Origin of the sequence: Actinomyces sp. Marseille-P3109 (assembly GCF_900323545.1) — a bacterium.
Classification (GTDB): Bacteria; Actinomycetota; Actinomycetes; order Actinomycetales; family Actinomycetaceae; genus Actinomyces.
This window is the reverse complement of record NZ_OOHN01000008.1, coordinates 2,264,174-2,282,225: the sequence shown is the minus strand read 5'-3', so window position 1 is coordinate 2,282,225 and position 18,052 is coordinate 2,264,174. Positions and strand designations below refer to the sequence as shown.

Annotated in this window: 11 protein-coding genes and 1 pseudogene; 10 read left to right on the top strand and 2 right to left on the bottom strand. The window is 70.6% G+C overall.

Translation table 11 applies throughout. The annotated features are described in order from the left end of the window. Window positions 1–197 precede the first annotated feature (197 nt). From BQ8008_RS09880 to BQ8008_RS09865, 4 genes are all read left to right on the top strand, one after another. Complete coding sequence (locus BQ8008_RS09880) at window positions 198–1,400, top strand: cellulose synthase operon protein YhjQ/BcsQ (RefSeq protein WP_234415339.1); 1,203 nt, start codon at window positions 198–200, stop codon at window positions 1,398–1,400. Further along, a complete protein-coding gene (locus BQ8008_RS09875; protein WP_199907973.1) occupies window positions 1,388–2,650 on the top strand; it encodes a TadA family conjugal transfer-associated ATPase in 1,263 nt (420 codons plus the stop codon). The genes BQ8008_RS09880 and BQ8008_RS09875 overlap by 13 nt, the downstream gene beginning before the upstream one ends. Next, window positions 2,651–3,979: a type II secretion system F family protein gene (locus tag BQ8008_RS13775; RefSeq protein ID WP_234415338.1), complete on the top strand. Its 1,329-nt coding sequence runs from the start codon at window positions 2,651–2,653 to the stop codon at window positions 3,977–3,979. A 69-nt stretch (window positions 3,980–4,048) separates the two neighbouring features. Then, the gene (locus tag BQ8008_RS09865) at window positions 4,049–4,561 is read left to right on the top strand and encodes a PH domain-containing protein (protein WP_108833857.1); all 513 of its coding nucleotides are present in this window, start codon (window positions 4,049–4,051) and stop codon (window positions 4,559–4,561) included. A 148-nt stretch (window positions 4,562–4,709) separates the two neighbouring features. On the opposite strand, the pseudogene BQ8008_RS13995 reads toward BQ8008_RS09865, so the two are convergent. Next, a pseudogene (locus BQ8008_RS13995) lies at window positions 4,710–5,042 on the bottom strand (alkyl hydroperoxide reductase); the annotation flags it as partial. Window positions 5,043–5,112: 70 nt separating this feature from the next. After that, window positions 5,113–5,691 carry a peroxiredoxin gene (locus tag BQ8008_RS09850; protein WP_108833856.1) on the bottom strand — a complete coding sequence of 193 codons (579 nt, stop codon included), beginning with the start codon at window positions 5,689–5,691 and terminating at the stop codon, window positions 5,113–5,115. Between the two features lie 522 nt (window positions 5,692–6,213). Here BQ8008_RS09850 and BQ8008_RS09845 point away from each other — a divergent pair. The 6 genes from BQ8008_RS09845 to BQ8008_RS09820 all read left to right on the top strand — a co-directional run bounded on the left by BQ8008_RS09845 (window position 6,214) and on the right by BQ8008_RS09820 (window position 17,961). Continuing rightward, window positions 6,214–7,263 carry an MsnO8 family LLM class oxidoreductase gene (locus BQ8008_RS09845; protein WP_108833855.1) on the top strand — a complete coding sequence of 350 codons (1,050 nt, stop codon included), beginning with the start codon at window positions 6,214–6,216 and terminating at the stop codon, window positions 7,261–7,263. Between the two features lie 75 nt (window positions 7,264–7,338). Then, window positions 7,339–9,129: a DUF7059 domain-containing protein gene (locus tag BQ8008_RS09840; protein ID WP_108833854.1), complete on the top strand. Its 1,791-nt coding sequence runs from the start codon at window positions 7,339–7,341 to the stop codon at window positions 9,127–9,129. A 425-nt stretch (window positions 9,130–9,554) separates the two neighbouring features. Beyond that, complete coding sequence (locus BQ8008_RS13920; RefSeq protein ID WP_267896221.1) at window positions 9,555–13,691, top strand: SpaA isopeptide-forming pilin-related protein; 4,137 nt, start codon at window positions 9,555–9,557, stop codon at window positions 13,689–13,691. An 85-nt stretch (window positions 13,692–13,776) separates the two neighbouring features. Then, window positions 13,777–15,387 (top strand): SpaH/EbpB family LPXTG-anchored major pilin, encoded by a 1,611-nt coding sequence (locus tag BQ8008_RS09830; protein WP_108833852.1) that lies wholly within the window; start codon window positions 13,777–13,779, stop codon window positions 15,385–15,387. Between the two features lie 220 nt (window positions 15,388–15,607). Further along, window positions 15,608–16,909: a class C sortase gene (locus tag BQ8008_RS09825; RefSeq protein ID WP_108833851.1), complete on the top strand. Its 1,302-nt coding sequence runs from the start codon at window positions 15,608–15,610 to the stop codon at window positions 16,907–16,909. Window positions 16,910–16,977: 68 nt separating this feature from the next. Beyond that, a complete protein-coding gene (locus BQ8008_RS09820) occupies window positions 16,978–17,961 on the top strand; it encodes a phosphatase PAP2 family protein (protein WP_108834866.1) in 984 nt (327 codons plus the stop codon). Window positions 17,962–18,052: the final 91 nt, after the last annotated feature.

Here is an 18,052-nt window from a genome sequence, read left to right as displayed (position 1 = left end):
GTCGTCGAAGGGTCTCCGGGACGCCGCGGCGTCGCGTGTGGCGGTCGGCTGCGGGGCGCGCGGGGCCACAAGCCCCGATCTGCACCCCGTTTCCACAGACCCGATGACGCTGGTGGGCGCCGTCGGGCAGGGGACCGCACCCTGGTGAGCGGGACGGGCGTTGAGACGCCGCTGCACACCGGGTTGAAGGAGGCGCGATGGAGACGACGCAGATGCCGGGGAGGACGCGGGAAAAGATCCCGGAGACGCTGCTGCGCGAAGCAGAGGACACGGAGGTCATGGAGACAAGGGCAAAGGCCGTAGGGCTTCTGGCGGAACCGACCGCGCCGCCGGCGGGCTGGGACGCAGGTGACGTCTCCTTCCCGCCGCTGAGACCCGAGGCCGGTGGGCCCTGGCCGCCCGTCGAGAGGGCTGCGGTGCCGGCTGCGGATGAGGCCTCCGGGTCTGTGGGGGACTCGGAGGATCCCGCGTCGCCGTCAGCACCGGCGGAGCTGTGGGAGACATCCCGGGGGAGACATCGGGCGGCCCAGGTCCTGGCCGTCACCGGTGCTCGCGGGGGCCTGGGGACCAGCGTCCTACTGCTTCACCTGGCGTGGGCGCTGAGCCGAGCCGGCCGGCGGGTGGCGATGATGGACCTGGACCCCGCCGGTGGCCTGGACCTCCTGTGCGGGGAGACCGTGCTGACCGGACTGCGCTGGGCGGACCTTCCTGCCGAGGAGTCGGCCTTCCGGCCCGGGCACCTGGTCGGGGCCCTGCCCGCGTGGCACGCCATGCCGGTGCTCACCGGTGACGTCCGCGGCGGGCCGCTGCCCTGCGCGGACGCGGTTCTCGAGGCGATGCGCGCCGAGCACGACGTCGTCCTGGTGGACCTGCCCCGGGGCGCGCCTGCGCCGCCGGGAGCCCGGGTCCTGCTCCTGACCGGGCTCGACCTGCGCTCGGCCGTCGCCGCGGAGAGCGTGGCCCTGCGGCTGCGGGGCCCGCAGCCCGACGCCGTCGAAACGGCCGGTCCGGGCTCATCGGTGTGGCTCGTGGTGCGCCAGGCGGGTGAGGACGTCGCCACCGAGGACCTCGAGCTCATCACCGGCTGCCCGGTCCTGGGGCGGGTCCCCACCGACCGGGTCCTGGTCAAGCGCCTCGCCCTGGGGGAGGATCCGGTCCGGGCCCGCTCGGCCACCAGGCGCGCCGCCACGGCCCTGACCCGAGAGCTGCTGGCCTGGGGCCTCGCCCCCAAGGTGTCCGAACCGGCCCCGGTCACCATGGGACAAGCCCGAGGACGGACCGGAGAACCGGACGCAGAGCAGGCCGGGGAACGGGACGGGGAGCAGTCCGCTGAGCACGTCACCGGGCACTCTGCCGGGTGCACTGCAGGGTGGTGGGGGAGTCAGTCATGGCGACCGTGAACCCCGATCTCCCCGGAGCCGCTGGGCCTCACCGGGCCCCGGGCGCCGGCAGCCCCGAGCTCGCCCGAGTGCGCAGCGCCCTGGCACGCGGTGCCGACCTGGACGAGGCCCTGAGCGGCGCCGCCGACCCCACCACCGGCCGGCTGGGCATGGCCCGCCTCGGTCAGCGGGTTCGCGCCGACGTCGAGGGCGCCGGGCCGCTCCTGCAGCCCCTCATCGAGACCGACGGCGTCACCGACGTCCTCGTCAGCGGCGGGCGCACCTGGATCGACCGGGGCCACGGCCTCGAGCCCGTCCCCGACGCCTCCATGGATGAGCCCCAGGTGCGGGCCCTGGCCGTGCGCATGGCCGCCTCCGCCCACAAGCGCCTCGACGACGCCTGCCCCGTCGTCGACGCCACCCTGCCCGACGGCACCCGCCTCAACGCGGTCCTGCCACCCCTGAGCGCCGACGGCACCCTCATCAGCCTGCGCACCAAGCGCCGCCGCGGCTTCACCCTGGCCGAGCTCACCGGCGCCGGCACCATCGCCCCCGGCCTCGACGACGTCCTGACCGCCCTCGTGACCCGCCGCGCCAGCTGCCTGGTCACCGGTGCCACCGGAACCGGCAAGACCACCCTCCTGGCGGCCCTGCTCGGGCTCGTCCCGCACAGCGAGCGCATCGTGTGCATCGAGGAGGCCGCCGAGCTGCGCCCCGAGCACCCCCACGTCGTCCACCTTCAGGAACGCGGCGCCAACGTCCAAGGGATCGGGGCGGTCTCCATGACCTCCCTGGTGCGCACCGCCCTGCGCATGCGGCCCGACCGGATCGTCCTGGGGGAGTGCCGCGGCCCCGAGGTGCGCGACGTCCTGACCGCCCTCAACACCGGCCACGAGGGCGGCTGGGCCACTCTCCACGCCAACTCGCCGGGCGACGTCCCCGCCCGCCTCACCGCCCTGGGTGCGCTTGCGGGACTCGACGAGGCGGCCGTAGCCGCCCAGGCAGCCAGTGCGCTCGACGCCGTCGTCCACCTGCGCCGGCAGGCGGGTACCTCCGGAGCGCGCCGGTACGTCGCCTCCATCGGCGTGCTGCGGCGCGAGGCGACGCCGGTCGGAGCGGTCCTGGTCTGCGAGGAGGCGCTCAGCATGGATGACGATGGCCGCCTGCGCCCCGGCCCGGCTGAGCCGGCGCTGCGAGCCCGACTCGGTCCGCAGGCCTTCTCTCGCCTCGGACATGGCATGCCGGCCGGCTCCGGGGGAGGGGAGGCCTGAATGACTGGTGTGACGGTAATGACCGGCATGGCGGGGCCGACCTCCCTCATGGCCGCAACCGCACCCCCGGCCCTCACGACGGTCGGCTCAGCGGCCGACCCGGTGGCCGGCCCGCCGGGGGCGGGTGCCTGGATCGCGGCGGTCCTGGTCGCCCTGGCCACCGCCGTGCTCCTGCTGCCGGCGCGCCGCGGGCTCCCACGCGGCTGGACCGCGGGCACCTCGCCGACCGGCACGAGCACGCCGGCAGCGCGGGAGGCACTGAGCACCCTGCGTTCGCGTCGAGCCGGACCGCCCGAGCCGGACCTCGGCCTGCTACTCACCGAGGTCGCCAGTCTCCTGCGCGCCGGCGCCGTCCCTCAGCGGGCCTGGAGCCGCACCCTCCAGCGCGCCGGCCTCACCGCGGGCACCGAGCCAGACGACGACGGCGTCCCACCCGCGCTGCACGCGCTCGCGGACCTCCAGCACGACTCCTGGCTGCCCCGCTGGAGGGAGGGCCGCCTGCGATGGCACCCGCCCCCGAGGGGTGCGCGGGCCCGGCAGCGGCGAGCCACCGCCGCCGGGGTGCCGGGCGCCATCGCCTCCTGCCGGCTGTCGACCACCTTGGGAGCACCCCTGGCCGACATCCTCGAGGCCGTGGCCGGTGGCGTCGCCGAGTCAGGCCGCGCCGAGTCCTCCCGCCGGGCGGCCCTGGCAGGCCCTCGCACCACGGCCCGCCTCCTGGCCTGCCTGCCCGTGGTGGGCCTGGGGCTGGGGACGCTCGTGGGCGCCGACCCCGCGGCCCTGCTGCTCGATGGTGGAGCCGGAAGCGCTCTGGGGGCTCTCGGCGTCGTGCTCATGATCGTGGGCCACCTGGCCACCAGGCGCCTCGTGCGGGCCGCGACGGCGGAGGGGGATGTCGTCGACGAGGCCCTCGTCCTGGACCTGGCCGCAGCCGCCCTGAACGCCGGAGCCTCGGTTCCCGGGGTGCTCACCTCCCTGGGGCGGGCCCTTCAGGAGGAGGGCTCCGGTGTCGTGGGCCGAGCCCTCCTGCTGGGCGCCTCGTGGGAGGAGGCCTGGGAGGCGCCCGACGACGAGCAGTGGCGACGTCGGCGCACCCGCCTGGAGGCCTGCCTGCGTCCCGGCTGGGAGGACGGGGCCTCGCCGGTCGCCCTCCTGGCGGCGACGGCCACCAGCCTGCGCGTGGGGCGGCGCGCCCGCGACGAGGAGGCCGCCGAGCGCCTCGCGGTCCGCCTCGTTCTGCCGCTGGGCGCCTGCCACCTGCCCGCCTTCGTCATCCTGGGGATCGCCCCGGTCGTCGCCTCGGTCGGCATGGGCATGCTCACCGGCTGAGGGCCGGCCTTCCGCCGCATCCCAACCGTACGGGTGCGCAAATCCCCGGCAACCTGGCACGATGGGGCCATGGCACTGTCGAAGAAGCTCCTGAGCCGCGACGAGGTCGTGGTGCGGCACATGCACACCCACATCAAGGTCCTCCTGTGGCGGGTCGTCGTCGAGATCCTCCTGCTGGTGGTCGGCGTCGTCGGCTCCGTCATGGCTCCGGCCAGCTGGCAGCCGTGGGGCGTCCTGGCGATCTGGGTGGCGGTCCTCGCCTTGAGCGTTCCCCTGCTGCTCGTGCCGTGGCTGCAGTGGTACACCCATACCTACACGGTCACCACCAAGCGCATCATCACCCGCTCGGGCGTCTTCAACCGGGTCGGCCACGACCTGCCGCTGACCCGGATCTCCGACATCCAGCTCGACAAGGGCGTCACCGATCGCTTCTTCGGCTGCGGGACGCTGGCCCTGCAGACCTCCGCGGACGACCCGCTCCTCCTGCACGACGTCCCCCAGGTCGAGATGGTCCAGGTCGAGATCTCCAACCTGCTCTTCGAGGACGTCCAGGGCGCCATCGACGCCGACCCCCGCAGCTGAGCACCGCTACCGGGCAACGACGGCGGCCGCGGCCACGAAGGTGCCCCACTGCTGCTGCTCGGTCAGCGAGGAGGAGCGGGACAGCGTGGACAGGTTCAGGGAGAGGTCCTTGGCCCACTCGGGCAGGGCGGAGCGCAGGTTGTCGATNACCGGAGCTGCCGATGATGTTCATGCGCAGGCCCATGCGCTCGTTGTCGTAGGCCGAGCCCAGGAAGTGGCGCGTGCGGTAGGCGACGTTGTTCATCGCCATGATGGAGGCGGCGCCCAGGGCGGCGCTGACCGCCTCCTCGGACAGGTGGGCACGCGCGTCCTCCATGACCTGGACCAGGACGGACTCGTTGCGGGTGGCGGCGGCCGCGGCCACGAAGGTGCCCCACTGCTGCTGCTCGGTCAGCGAGGAGGAGCGGGACAGCGTGGACAGGTTCAGGGAGAGGTCCTTGGCCCACTCGGGCAGGGCGGAGCGCAGGTTGTCGATGCTCATGTGTTCTCGTTTCGTCGTGCGGGTGAAGGAAGTGAAGGACGGAGGAAGCGGACGGGACGGCCTGCGCCCGTCAGCCCATCTGGCCCAGGGCGTCGATGGTGGCGGCGCCGGCCTGCCAGTTGCAGGCGCACAGCTCGTCGGACTGGAGGGCGTCGAGCTGGCGCAGGACCTCCTCGGTGTTACGGCCCACGGAGTCGGCGGTCACGGAGACCGACTGGATGACGTTGTGGGGGTCGATGATGAAGGTGGCGCGGTCGGCCTCACCGGTGGCGCGCTTGATGCCGAGAGCCTCGGTGAGCTCGCGGTTCAGGTCGCTGGCCATCGGGAAGGGCAGGTCCTGGAGCTTGTCGTGGCTGCGGCGCCAGGCGTAGTGGGTGTACTCGTTGTCCACGGAGACGCCCACGACCTCGCAGTCGCGGTCCTTGAAGTCCTGGTAGAGGTCGCCGAAGGCCGCGATCTCGGTGGGGCACACGAAGGTGAAGTCCTTGGGCCAGAAGAAGACAACGCGCCAGGTGCCGGCGGGAACCTGGGAGGAGATGGTGGTGAAGTAGTCCTCGGGCTTGGTGGCCTCAACCTCCTTGAGGTTGCCGGGGACGACGGCGGTGAGCTCGTAGGCGGGGAACTGGTCTCCGATGGTGAGAACGGCCATGGGTGCCTCCTGAATCATGCTGGATCGCGGCGCGACATAGTGCGAGTGGGTGCGAGCCGATGCGGTGCTGGTGCCGGGTGGCTCGGTCAGTCCAACCGTAAGACGCGAAGTCCATAAGCGCAACTAAAACTTGTCCTATGTTTAAGAAGGTATGCCTTATCTGGTGACGTCGTGGTGACGTCGGCCGGTCCCGGCTGCACGAGCCCACCGGGACTCCGCCGTACCAGCGGCCGTGCGGGCCGGCCGCGCACCCGTCTTGGGGACTGCGTTTCGTGCCGGGGACGTGCTTCCATCCAGGATGACTGCGTCCTCGCCCCAGTCGTCTGCAGCAGAACGCAGTTCTCACGCGGGAAGTACGTCCCCAACCGGGACCGGTGCGGTTTGGACTCGGATGCGTGTCTCACGGCGCGGGCCCCGCGCGGAATGAGCGGTTGCCTGCCGGCGTTGACCGGGCTGACCGGCGGTCACCGTCATCCACCTCCACGCACCACCCCGCACCTTCACACCAGTTCAGGAGTAGTCATGAGCACTCGCCTCAGCCGCCTCAGCGCCCTTGAGCAGGTCCCCCTCTTCGAAGGGGGCGATGTTCGCCAGACCCTGGAGGACCTCGTCGTCCTGGGGCGCGGCCTGGAGGAGTCCGGGTACCACCGCTTCTGGTTGGCCGAGCACCACAGCACCGGATCCTTCCTGTCCTCCGCGCCCGACCTGCTCATGATGCACGTCCTGGACGCCACCAGCCGCATCCGCGTGGGCTCGGGCGGCGTCATGGCCATGCACTACGGCTCACTCCAGATGGCCGAGCGCTTCGCCACCCTGGCCGCTCTCCACCCCGGCCGCGTCGACATGGGCCTGGGACGCGCCCCCGGCGGGGACATGCGCGCGGCGGGCGCCCTCAACCAGGGCCGCGTCATCGACCCCGACGCCATCAACACCCTCATTGAGGAGACGGTCGCCCTCCTGCGCGACGATCTGCCGGCCTCCCACCACTACGCCTCCATCGAGGTGCGCCCCCGACCGGCCGAGATGCCGGAGGTCTGGCTCCTGGGATCCTCGGGCCAGTCGGCCGCCTGGGCCGGCGCCCACGACCTCAACTACGCCTACGCCCAGTTCTTCACCGGTCGCCAGCAGGTCGAGATCATGAACCACTACCGCGCCCACCTCCCCGAGAACCCGGGGATCCGCGGTGACGGCGTGCCCCACCGCGGCGGCGCCGGCCACGGCTCCATCCACGGCGGCCGGACCTTCTCCGCCCTGTGCGTCAGCGCCGCCGCCACCCGTGAGGAGGCCCGCGAGCAGGCCCTCGTGGCCGCCGACGCCCGCTTCAGCCTGCGCACCGGCCGCCCCATGCGCTTCCGGGACCCGGCCACCCTCGACGCCGCCTACCGCGCCGAGATCGAGCGCTACCTCGAGCGCGACACCGCCATCATCGTGGGCACCTACGACGAGGTCGCCCACACCCTGTCCTCCTTCGCCGAGAACCACGGCACGGAGGAAGTCATGCTCGTCAGCTACATCGACGACGTCGAGGTCAAGACCCGCCAGTACGCCGAGCTCGCCTCCCGGCTTCTGTGAGCCGGTGGGCGCCCCGCCGGGCCCCCTCCGGCGGGGCGCCGAGTGCTTCGGGTCTCCCGCGTTACGGTCGGGGCCATGAGCTCCGCGAGCACCCACTCCGACAACCGGGCCGACTCTGCGTGGTCGTCTACGACGCCGTCATGCCGGTCGTCCTTCCCGCCTCCCGCCGTCACCGACGAGCAGGCGGCGGACCTGCGGGCGGACCTGACCGAGGCCGGCTGGGGCGTGGAGGCGGTGGCCGCGCTCCTGGGCGAGGCGGCCGACGCCGCACTGCGCCGGGAGATCCGCCTGCCCGCCCTGCGGGCCGTGCGCGCCGCCCTGGCCGAAGGCTCCGATTCCGCGCCTTCCTGGCCCGTAGCCGTCCTGACCGCGCTGTTCATGCTCGGTGAACCGGTCCCGACTGGTGCGCTCGACGCCGCCCTGCCCCGCACCGGAGTGTCCGGCGCCCGCCGGATCGGCCTGGTCGGCGAGCCCGATGAGACCGGGTGCGTCAGCGCCCGCGTCGACCTGCGCCCCCACGAGGCCGTTGACGACGCCGGTGAGGTCCGCTGGTGGGTGGCCTCCGACCTGGGCGGCCTCGTCACCGGTCGGCCCCTGGCCCCCGACCACGTCCTGGGCATCGGCGGCGCCGGTCTCACCCTGGCCGGCCTCACCCCGCGCACGCCGGTGCGCACCGCCCTTGACCTGGGCTGCGGCTGCGGCATCCAGACCCTCTATCTGCTGCGCCACGCCCAGCACGTCGTCGCCACCGACATCTCCGCACGCGCCCTGGCCTTCACCGCCTTCAACGCCGCCCTGGCCGGCATCACTGCCGTTGTCGACGCCGCCACTGCCGCCGATGCCCCTGTCGACCTTGACGCCGCCGGTGCTTCTGGCTCCGCCGTCGGGACCGCCCGCCTGGAGCTCCGGCTCGGCTCCCTCCTTCAGCCGGTGGCCGGCGGCCGCTTCGACCTCATCGTCTCCAACCCGCCCTTCGTCCTCACCCCGCCCACGGTGCGCGAGGCCGGTCTGCCCCTCATGGAGTACCGCGACGCCGGAGGCCCCGTCCTGCCCACCCTCGTCGCCGGGCTGGGCGAGCACCTCGAGCCCGGGGGCAGCGCCGTCATGCTCGGCAACTGGGAGCACCGCCACGCCTCCCTCGGACGCGGCGATGCCCCCGACTCGGCCAGTGACCTCGCTGGTGACTCCACGACCGACCCCGGCGCCGCGGTCTCCTCCTGGCGCAACGCCGTCGCCGCCTGGATCCCCGAGGGCCTCGACGCCTGGGTCATCGAGCGCGAGGTCCAGGACCCGGTCGAGTACGCGACCATGTGGCTGCGCGACGGCGGCCTGACCCCCGAGCGCGACGCCGCCGGCTTCGAGGCCGCCCTGGGGGCCTGGGTCGGCGACTTCGAGGCTCGTGGCGTCGAGGGGATCGGCTTCGGCTACCTCATCGTCCACCGCCCGCAGCGGCCCCGTGAGCCCTGGCACCTCCTGGAGGAGGTGTCCACCACCGGTCAAGGGGTCCTGGGTCCCCACATCGCCGACGTCCTGGCGGTCCGGGAGCGGCTCGCCGGTCTCGACGACGACGCCGTCGCCGCCCTTCACCCGATCCTCGCCCCCGACGTCACCGAGGAGCGTCACTTCATCCCGGGCGCCGCCGAGCCCACGGTCATCCTGCTGCGACAGGGCGGCGGGCTGGGGCGCACGATCCGGGCCAGTACCGCCGTGGCCGCCCTGGCCGGGGTGGCCGACGGCGAGCTGAGCGTGGGCCAGATCGCCTCCGCGGTCGCCGCGCTGACCGGGGAGGACGCCGTCGGACTGCGCGCGGAGATGATTGAGGCGACCCGGCGCCTTTTAGCCGGGGGCTTCCTCACTATCGGATGAGAATTGCGCACCGAAAGAATCTCGAAAAGACGTCGACTTACGGTGAATGTGCGGTAGGTAAACTCCTTTTTTGAGACTGGCGGTTTATGTTTGCTGCCTCCTCTTAATCATCGTGACCTCACCACCATCAATGATGCGCAACTGCGACACGGGTTGATCGGCGGTATTTCAGGGAAAAGTGGTCGCGTCGCGCAATGATGCGCGATTGTTGTTTCCCGAGGGGCTTCTCGGGTATCGGGACGGCTGTGAGAGTTCTACATTTCTCAGCAGTCAAGTTTGTGGCGCGCCTCGGCGCTCCCGTCCCTCATGATCGGAATCACATCGGCATGTCCCTCGAATCAATATGTTCGCGACGCGGACATGAAGGACTTCTGCGCAAATTCTTTGCGGCGTTCAGTTCTGTCGCCATTGTTGCGGTGACGGTGGTGGCTTTTCCATGGCTGGCTCCGTCCGCGGATGCGGCCACGAGCGACCTCAGCGTCCCTCTGGGGGAGACCTCGGCGCAGATCTCCTACGTGCGCAACACCGAGGGGAGCGACGCTATTACTGATAGGGCGGGCGGCTACTACTACTCGGCGCTCCCGTGGCAATGGGCCTCCACTCGCGCCTGCATCCGCTACTCGCCCACCGGTGGCGACTACTCCACCGACGTCGTCAAGGGGAGCAGTGGAGCCTACGCCACCGTCGGCTACGGGCGTCAGGAGCTCGATGGGAGCTGTCCGGACTTTGAGGGCGACCCTTCCTGGGGCAGTCAGTCCTCCCTGGGCTTCCAGCCCTCCAACACCACGTCCATCAAAGCCGGTCAGGTGTTTCTTGTCGGGATGATGAGGCACGTCAATCGTCCCATCTACTCCGATCTCAGCGAGGTCACCAACCCGGCCAGGCCGGAAACGGCTTATTACGGGAGCTTCAATGTCCGGACGGCCGGAACGATCGAGGCGAACTTCCCCTGGGTGGAAAAAGACACGATTAACACCTGTACCGGGAAGATCGATTCTGACGGCAGGCTGATCGTTGGAGACTATGGCAGGGAGGAGGAGAGGATTCCAACTTCTTACGCCTATGACTCCAAAGGAAATGTCGGACGTTATGGCCGCAAGTACAGCTATATGTACCAGAATAATCGTCTGGTGCGGTTCGACGGATATATGACCGAGAACTACACGGACAAAAATGGGCGCAGCTGCTCGGACGACATCCTCGACATCAAGTCCGACCGTTCGGACACCGCCTGGACCGACCCGAGCACCGGCATCAGGTACAAGCTGAAGCTCTGGGGCTTCGTCAACAACGGAAGCTCCGGCAACTGCCAGGCCCAGTTGTCCAAGGCCGAGTCCGCAGGACTTGAGGAGCGCTTCATCACCCGTGAGCGGGCCATCTCCTACGGGTGCCTCTACGGCTCCCTGGAGCAGGAGCGTCCCGTCACCTTCGCCAAGGACGTCAAGGCCGACCCCTCCGTCCTCGGTTCGTTGACGATTCCTCAGTTCAGCTACCTCAACGCCTCACCGGAGGGCACCTACGGCCACGAGAACTGGGGCACCCCCTCCGGCCTCACCCCCACCTGGGGCGGCGAGGCCGTGGACCCGCGGACCTACACCCTGCTGTCCCCCAACGATGCCGCCACGGTTCAGGAGGCTGACGCCTCGCCTCAGGGCGCCGTCGACAGAAGAGCTGGAGAGGCCCTCAGAACCGGATGGTTCCTGCGGGGTATCACCTGCACCACCGGCACCCAGGGGACGCCGCTGATGCGCCGCGACGGGGTCACCCGCCTGGATCAGTCCGACTCGGTCAACCTTCAGCAACAGACCGTCCGTCTGGACGAGACCCAGCTCGCCGAGTACCAGGACGAGATCGCCATCAAGTGCGTCTGGCACAACGAGTACGTCATCGCGCCCGGGCACCTGACCCTCGTCAACGTCGTCGACTCCGGCACCGCCAAGCCCAACGAGTGGACCCTGTCGGCCACGCCCACGGTCTCCGGACTCTTCGGGCAGAAGACCATCACCGGGGCCAGCGGCACCGCGCAGGTCACCGCAATCAGCACCGCCGGCGGCACCTACGCACTGACCGTGGGCTCCGGGCCGGAGGGCTACACCCAGAACGGCCCCTGGACGTGCACCGACGGCGACGGCTCCGACGTCCCGGTCAACGGCGAGGGACAGCTCGTGCTGCCCGAGGGCGGCAACGTCACCTGCACCGTCCACCACAAGCCCCTTCAGACCCCGGTCAGCGCGGCCAAGACCGTCGACGGCGCCTCCGATGCCGCCACGGCCGGCTCCTACTGGTTGTCCTACACCTGCACGCCGGGACCGGACGGCCAGGGCACCTCCACCGGAAGGATCTCGGTGGACGCCAAGGGCAAGGCCGCCGACCTGCCCGCCCAGCGCGTGGGCGCCACCTGCACCATCACCGAGGACGCCCATGTCGCCAAGGGGCTCAAGCAGCCCGCCTCGACCGCCGGCGGCTCGGTCAGCTGGAAGGACCCGGCCGCCTTCCAGGTGGTGACCCTCAAGGACCGCACGGAGACCGAGGTCGCCTCGACCGCCGTCGCCCCGACGAAGGGCAACGCCGGAGGCGTCACCTTCACCGTGCCCGACTCCACGCAGGGCGGTGTCCGGGTCAAGGTCGTCAACTCCGTGGTCCCGCACGCCGGTATCGCCAAGACCTTCACCAAGGTCGCCAAGAGCACCGAGAAGGTCGACGGCCGGACCACTTTCGACCAGACCTACACGATCACGGTGACCAACCCCTCGGCCAAGGCGGACCTCACCTACGACCTCAACGACGCCTGGCAGGTCCCCAACGGCGTCACGGTCCACAAGGTCAGTGTCTCCGGCGGCGCCATCACCGGCACGGAGACGCCTCAGGCCGACGTCCCCTACGCCAAGACCGGTATCACGCTGCCCGCGGGCCAGAAGCACACCTACACGGTGGTGCTCAACGTCTCCGGACCCGACGTCGGACTGCCCGGCATCCAGGGGACCTGCCAGCCCGCTGCAGTGGGCCAGGGCAAGGCCGTCTACAACAAGGCCTCGGTGACCACCAAGGGCGATGATCGGCCCCAGGAGGCGGCCGCCTGCGGCACCCTGCCCCCCAACCCCCGGTTCAAGGCCTCCAAGACCCCGATCGACGTGGTCCGCAACGCCGATGGCACCTTCACCGCCAGCTACACGGTCACGGTCACCAACACCTCGCTGGCCGCCAGCCCCGTGGTCGCAGACCTCACCGACACTCCGCAGATGCCCACGGGCACCTACCTGAGCCAGGTGAGGGTGCTGGAGAAGGGCGCCGACGCCCGCGGCGTCACCGTCCCGGGGGTGAACGCCGGCACCGGGACCCTCGCCGGTCCGATTACCCTCGCCAAGGCCGGAACCGGTGAGACCCTCGCCGCGGCCCGGCGAGCCGGCGGTGACGGCGGCAGGCGCACCTTCACCGTCCAGGTGACCTTCACGGTCCGCGAGAGCACGCCGGGCTTCACCGAGTCCGACTTCCAGTGCGGCCACCTGCGCGCCGACGGCAGTCCTTCCGGTCTGGTCAACACCCTCGCCATGGAGGGTGACGCCGACGGCGAGGAGAACAACCAGGCCTGCCTGTCGACCTCCGGCACGCTGAAGTTCTCCAAGGAGGTCGCCGTCCAGCCCGGCACCGGCTCCACCTTCGACGTCGTCTACACCGTGAGCGTCATCAACGAGGGCTCACTGACCGCGGCCACCGGCCCCATCAACGACGCCCCGTCCTTCGCCCCCGGGCTGACGCCCACCGCGGTCAAGGTCCAGCGGGAGACGGAGCGGACCCGCACGGTCACCCCGCAGGCCGACGGCTCCTACCGGCTGTCCGACAACGAGAACCTCTCCCCGGGAACGCGGATCCGCTACACCGTGACCTTCACCGTCAACATCGACCCGTCGGCGGCCGGCTACGGCGAGGACCTGCTGTCCTGCACCGCGCACAACGGCCGCCTCGTTGCCGGCCACGGCCTCTACAACAAGGTCGTCCCCGAGGCGGGCAAGGACTCCGACACCCGCCCGGACCACGACGCGGCCTGCGCCAATGTCTCACCCGACGCAGGCAAGCGCGTCCTGTCGATCATCAAGACCGGCAGCCAGGGCCCCCTGGACGACGCCGCCTTCGCCATCTACCCGATGGACCCCGCCACCCCGGGCGCCAAGCCCCTGACCGACGGCGTCACCTTCACCGGAGGCAAGGGCACCGGAACCTTCACCACGACGGGCCTGGCCCTCAACCGCGAGTACTGGCTGGTGGAGACCAAGGCCCCGGCCGGGCACCAGCTCATGGCCAGGCCCGCCCGCTTCAAGGTGACGGAGTCCGGCATCGAGCTCATCACCCCCGATCCCGGCGGCTCGGCCCTGACCGTCTCGCGCAGCGGGGCCAGCAGGGCCGACGACACGATCACCGTCCGAGACGTCCAGATCGGCACCCTGCCGCTGTCCGGCGGAGGCGGCATCGGGGTGAACGTCGCCGTCGCCATGGCGGCCCTCACCGGCGCGGCCCTGCTGGCGCTGCGCTCCAAGAAGGCTTCCTCACCCAGGCACGCCGCCTGAACGCGAGGAGAACCCGACTCCGCTGCGTCGCGCGCGGGTCACCTCATATCCCTATGTCATCCCACAACCACAGGAGAGAACAGCCATGCACTCCCTCACCATGCGCCGGGGCCTCGGCCTCGCCGCCGCGATGACGCTCGCCGCGGGCGCGCTCGTCGCCCCGACCGGCGCGGCGGCGCCTGCCGACGCCAATACCTCCACCGTCGATGGCAGTGCCGACACCTCGCTCACCATCCACAAGTGCGAGCAGACCGACACCAACGGGGTCAAGGAGGGCACCGGTAACGAGGACCCCACGGCCGAGTGCAAGCCAGTCGCCGGCGTCGAGTTCACCATCACCAAGCTGAACGTCGACCTCACCACCGACTCCGGGTGGAAGGCCCTGGCCAAGCTCGAGGGCGATGTCGCCAAAGCCCGAGAACTCAAGGACCAAGCCACCACGCGCACGATCACCACCGGGAGCGATGGCCTGGCCACCTTCGACGCCTCCCAGACCGACGTCGGCGCCTACCTCGTCAGTGAGACCCGCACCCCCGCCCAGGTCATTCCGGCCGATGACTTCGTCGTCACCCTGCCGATGACCAACCCGGAGAAAACCTCGGAGTGGAACTACAACGTCCACATCTACCCCAAGAACACGGTCTCCGGTGTGGACAAGAAGGTTGAGGACGAGCCTGCCGCCGGCTCGGGCCACTCCCTGGCCTACACCATCACCACCTCCATCCCGAAGGTCGACGTCGCCAATGGCGCCACCCTCAAGCGCTACCAGGTGATCGACCAGCTCGACTCCCGCATCAAGTCCGACGTCACCTCGTTGAACCCGGTCGTCAAGATCGTCAACCCCGAGACCCAGCTGGAGAAGGGCACCGACTACACCCTGACGGTGGCGCCCGGTCCTGCCGGGGACAAGCACAACTACCTCACGGTGACGATGACGCCGGATGGTCTGGGCAAGCTGGCCGAGGCCCGTGCCGCCGGCTCTGGAGAGACCAATGTGCAGGTGACTCTCACCGCCGCCTTCGATGCGAACGTCAACTTCGAGGAAACCCTCTCCAACGTCGCCAGCCTCATCCCCAATGACAACCCCGGCATCACCTGGGACCCGGAGAACCCCACCACGAACGTCCCCGGTGTGCCCACCAAGCCCGTCCTGTCCAAGTACGGCAAGGTGAAGGTCACCAAGACTGGTACGGATGACCTCAAGGACAAGACCAGGTACAACGGCGCGCAGTTCCAGGTCTACGAGTGCACCAAGACCGACAGCGGTGCCACCCTCAAGGACGCCGACCCCACCACCCCCGGCACGAACCCGCTGACCATTGGCGGTCAGAGCACCTTCACCACCACCGGTCAGGGCACGGTTGAGATCAGCTACCTGCGCGCCAACGACTACGTCAACGGTGCTCAGAAGACCCCGCTGACCAACGACGACCACTACTGCCTCGTGGAGACCAAGGCGCCCGAGGGCTACACCCTCCAGACCGACCCGATCCCCTTCCAGATCCTCGCCGCCAAGGCCGAGGCCAAGCAGGCGACTGAGGTGACCGTCATCGATGTCCCGAAGAACGCCGGTTTCCGCCTGCCCCTCACCGGTGCCAACGGCATCATCTTCCTCACCGTCGCCGGTGCCCTGCTGGTGGCCGGTGGCGCGGCGGTCGCCTACGCCAACAAGCGTCGCAACGCCGTCAAGCAGTAGGAGAGCACTGGGGTCACCGGGGCTCCGGGACCTCGGGAACCTTGCCCCGGTGCAGGAGACCGTTCCCTGTGCGGGGGAGACGAGCCCCTTCGTCTCCCCCGCAGGGACATCGCTGCCCCCACTCACCCGTTCGCCCCGGCCACGCCGGAGGCTCCCCGGCCCCGCCTTGCGGGAGGGGCCCACCAACAACCACCCGATGAAGGAAAGGCACGGTTCTGCCGTGACAGCGCTACTCCTCTCACGTCACCACCGACTCTCCGGGTCTCCCCAGGATCCTCCGGCCCATGGCGAGCCCGCCGGGCCCGAGGACAACAAGCCGACTGAGAACGCCCCGGACTCCAAGGATGCGGGGGGCGCCGCGAGCACCGAGGGCGCCGAAGGCACCGGAAGGACGTGCAGGGCCTCCCGCCGCACGTCGCTGCGCGAGCGCCTCCTGAGCTGGCTCCCGCTGGTCCTGGTCCTGGTCGGCGTCGCCGTCCTCCTCTACCCGGTCATGGCGACCCAGCACAACAACGACGAGCAGCAGCGTCTCGCCGACATGTACACCGCAACCGTCAACGCCGCGGGCCCCGACACCATCGCCGCGAAGCGCGCGTCCGCCGAGGCCTACAACAACAGCCTGGAGAGCGCGCCGATCCTCGACCCCTGGCTCGAGTCCCAGCGCCCCGACACCCCCCAGTACCAGGCCTACCTCCACGAGCTCGACATCGACCCCGTCATGGCTCGCATCGCCATCCCCTCCATCCATGTGAGCCTGCCCGTCTACCACGGCACCGAGACACGGACCCTGGCCGACGGCGTCGGGCACCTGTTCGGAACCAGCCTGCCGATCGGCGGCTCCTCCACCCACGCCGTCCTGACCGGGCACACGGGTCTTCCCACGGCCACGATGTTCGACAACCTCACCCGGCTCAGGAAGGGCGACGCCTTCTACATCTCCTCCCTGGGACAGACCCTCAAGTACGAGGTCACCGAGATCACGGTCGTCAAGCCCGAGGAGACCGACTCCCTGCGCAAGGTGCCCGGCCGCGACCTGGTCACGCTCATCACCTGCACGCCCTACGGCGTCAACTCCCACCGCCTCCTGGTGACCGGTGAGCGCGTCCCCATGGACCCCACGGCCGCCGCGGCCGAGGAGGCCAAGGCGCTGCCCGCCCCCATGCAGACCTGGATGAAGGTCATCATCGTCGCCGTCGTCATCATCCTGGCGGTGGTCGTCGGCATCCTCGGCCGCCTGTGGTGGCTGCTCCGCCGTCGTCGGGATCAGGCCGCCGACGACGAGGGGACTCAGGGCGCCCACGGGGGCGCCGACACCCTCGTCGGCAGTGAAGACGGCAGTGAGGACAGCGGGGGCTCGGGCGGGCCCGGCGCTTCAGGGGAGGCCGACGACGTCGGCGGGAGCGAGCGATGGCCCGGCCGCCATCTCAAGGACGTCTCCGCTTCCTCCGCCGCCAGCACCGCCGACGGTGCCGGCGAGCCGTCGAGCGATCCGCCCGGCGGTCCCGGACATCGGGAGCCGTGAGCAGTCCCGCACAGGAATCGCGGCCGTCTTTCTACTGATGGGTGCACTGGAGAACCTACGATCGACCGGTGTCCTCTCTCCAGTCGCAGACCACCTGCTCTCTGGGACAGCTGCGCCTGCGCGGGAGCCTGCTGGCCCTGTCCTGCCTGGGCGCGACCATCGGCCTGTGGTGCCTGTTCGTGTACACCCACACCGGTCAGGTCCTCGACGCCATGGCCCTGGAGGGGTCGGAGATCGGCTCTCACTACGTGAGCACCCACGCCCGCACCCTGCTGTCCATGGTCTCGATGCCGGCGGCCGTCATCCTCGTGGTGACGATCCTGATCATCGGCCTGCTGCGACGCAGCCACCGCCGGGCCGTGTGGGCTGTCGTCGCTGTGGCGGGGGCCAACCTGACCACCCAGCTCCTCAAGTACAGGATCCTGTGGCGCCCCGACTTCGACATCACCGAGCGCTGGGACAACGCCAACACCCTGCCCTCAGGGCACACGACCATGGCTGCCTCCGCCGCCATCGCCCTCATCCTGCTGTCCGGGCGGCGCTGGCGGGTGCTGTCGGCCTGGGCCGGCGCCCTGTTCACCATCGCCATGGGCTACTCCACCCTCGTGTGCCAGTGGCACCGCCCCTCCGACGTCCTGGCCGGGATCCTCGTGCCCGTGGCCTGGGGGGCGCTCGCGGTGGCCGGCGGTGCCTGGAGGGCCCCCTGGTCCCTGCGCTCAGGAACCGGGGAGGAGGACTCCGGTGAGGTGCCCGAGCTGACCACCGTGGGGACGATCCCGGTGACCGCCGCCGGGCCGCGCCTGTGGAACCAGTTCATCGGCAACGTCCTGCTGGCCTCGGTCGGCGTCGTGTGCACCCTGGGGGCGCTCGGTCTGGGGCTCTGGGTGTGGAGGCACCTGGAGGGCCCGGACACGCGCTGGCAGCTCTTCGGCGCCTACGCCACCGGGTCTGTGGCCGTCGTCGGCGTCACCTGCCTGGCGCTGTCCGCGCTCGTGTCGCTCACCGACTGGGGCCGCACCCGGAGCAAGCACGAGCCCCGTCACCGCGACTGACGGACGCTCCCGGTTCATGGAGACGCCGGCTGAGCCCGCCGTCTGATTCCGCCAGATCCGGCGGCCGGGGACATTCGACGCCGTCGGATGC

Bases quoted from the DNA above. Each gene is read 5' to 3' on its own strand.
- BQ8008_RS09880 (WP_234415339.1), top strand. From the start codon at position 198: ATGGAGACGACGCAGATGCCGGGGAGGACGCGGGAAAAGATCCCGGAG.
- BQ8008_RS09875 (WP_199907973.1), top strand. From the start codon at position 1,388: ATGGCGACCGTGAACCCCGATCTCCCCGGAGCCGCTGGGCCTCACCGG.
- BQ8008_RS13775 (WP_234415338.1), top strand. From the start codon at position 2,651: ATGACTGGTGTGACGGTAATGACCGGCATGGCGGGGCCGACCTCCCTC.
- BQ8008_RS09865 (WP_108833857.1), top strand. From the start codon at position 4,049: ATGGCACTGTCGAAGAAGCTCCTGAGCCGCGACGAGGTCGTGGTGCGG.
- BQ8008_RS09850 (WP_108833856.1), bottom strand. From the start codon at position 5,691: ATGGCCGTTCTCACCATCGGAGACCAGTTCCCCGCCTACGAGCTCACC.
- BQ8008_RS09845 (WP_108833855.1), top strand. From the start codon at position 6,214: ATGAGCACTCGCCTCAGCCGCCTCAGCGCCCTTGAGCAGGTCCCCCTC.
- BQ8008_RS09840 (WP_108833854.1), top strand. From the start codon at position 7,339: ATGAGCTCCGCGAGCACCCACTCCGACAACCGGGCCGACTCTGCGTGG.
- BQ8008_RS09830 (WP_108833852.1), top strand. From the start codon at position 13,777: ATGCACTCCCTCACCATGCGCCGGGGCCTCGGCCTCGCCGCCGCGATG.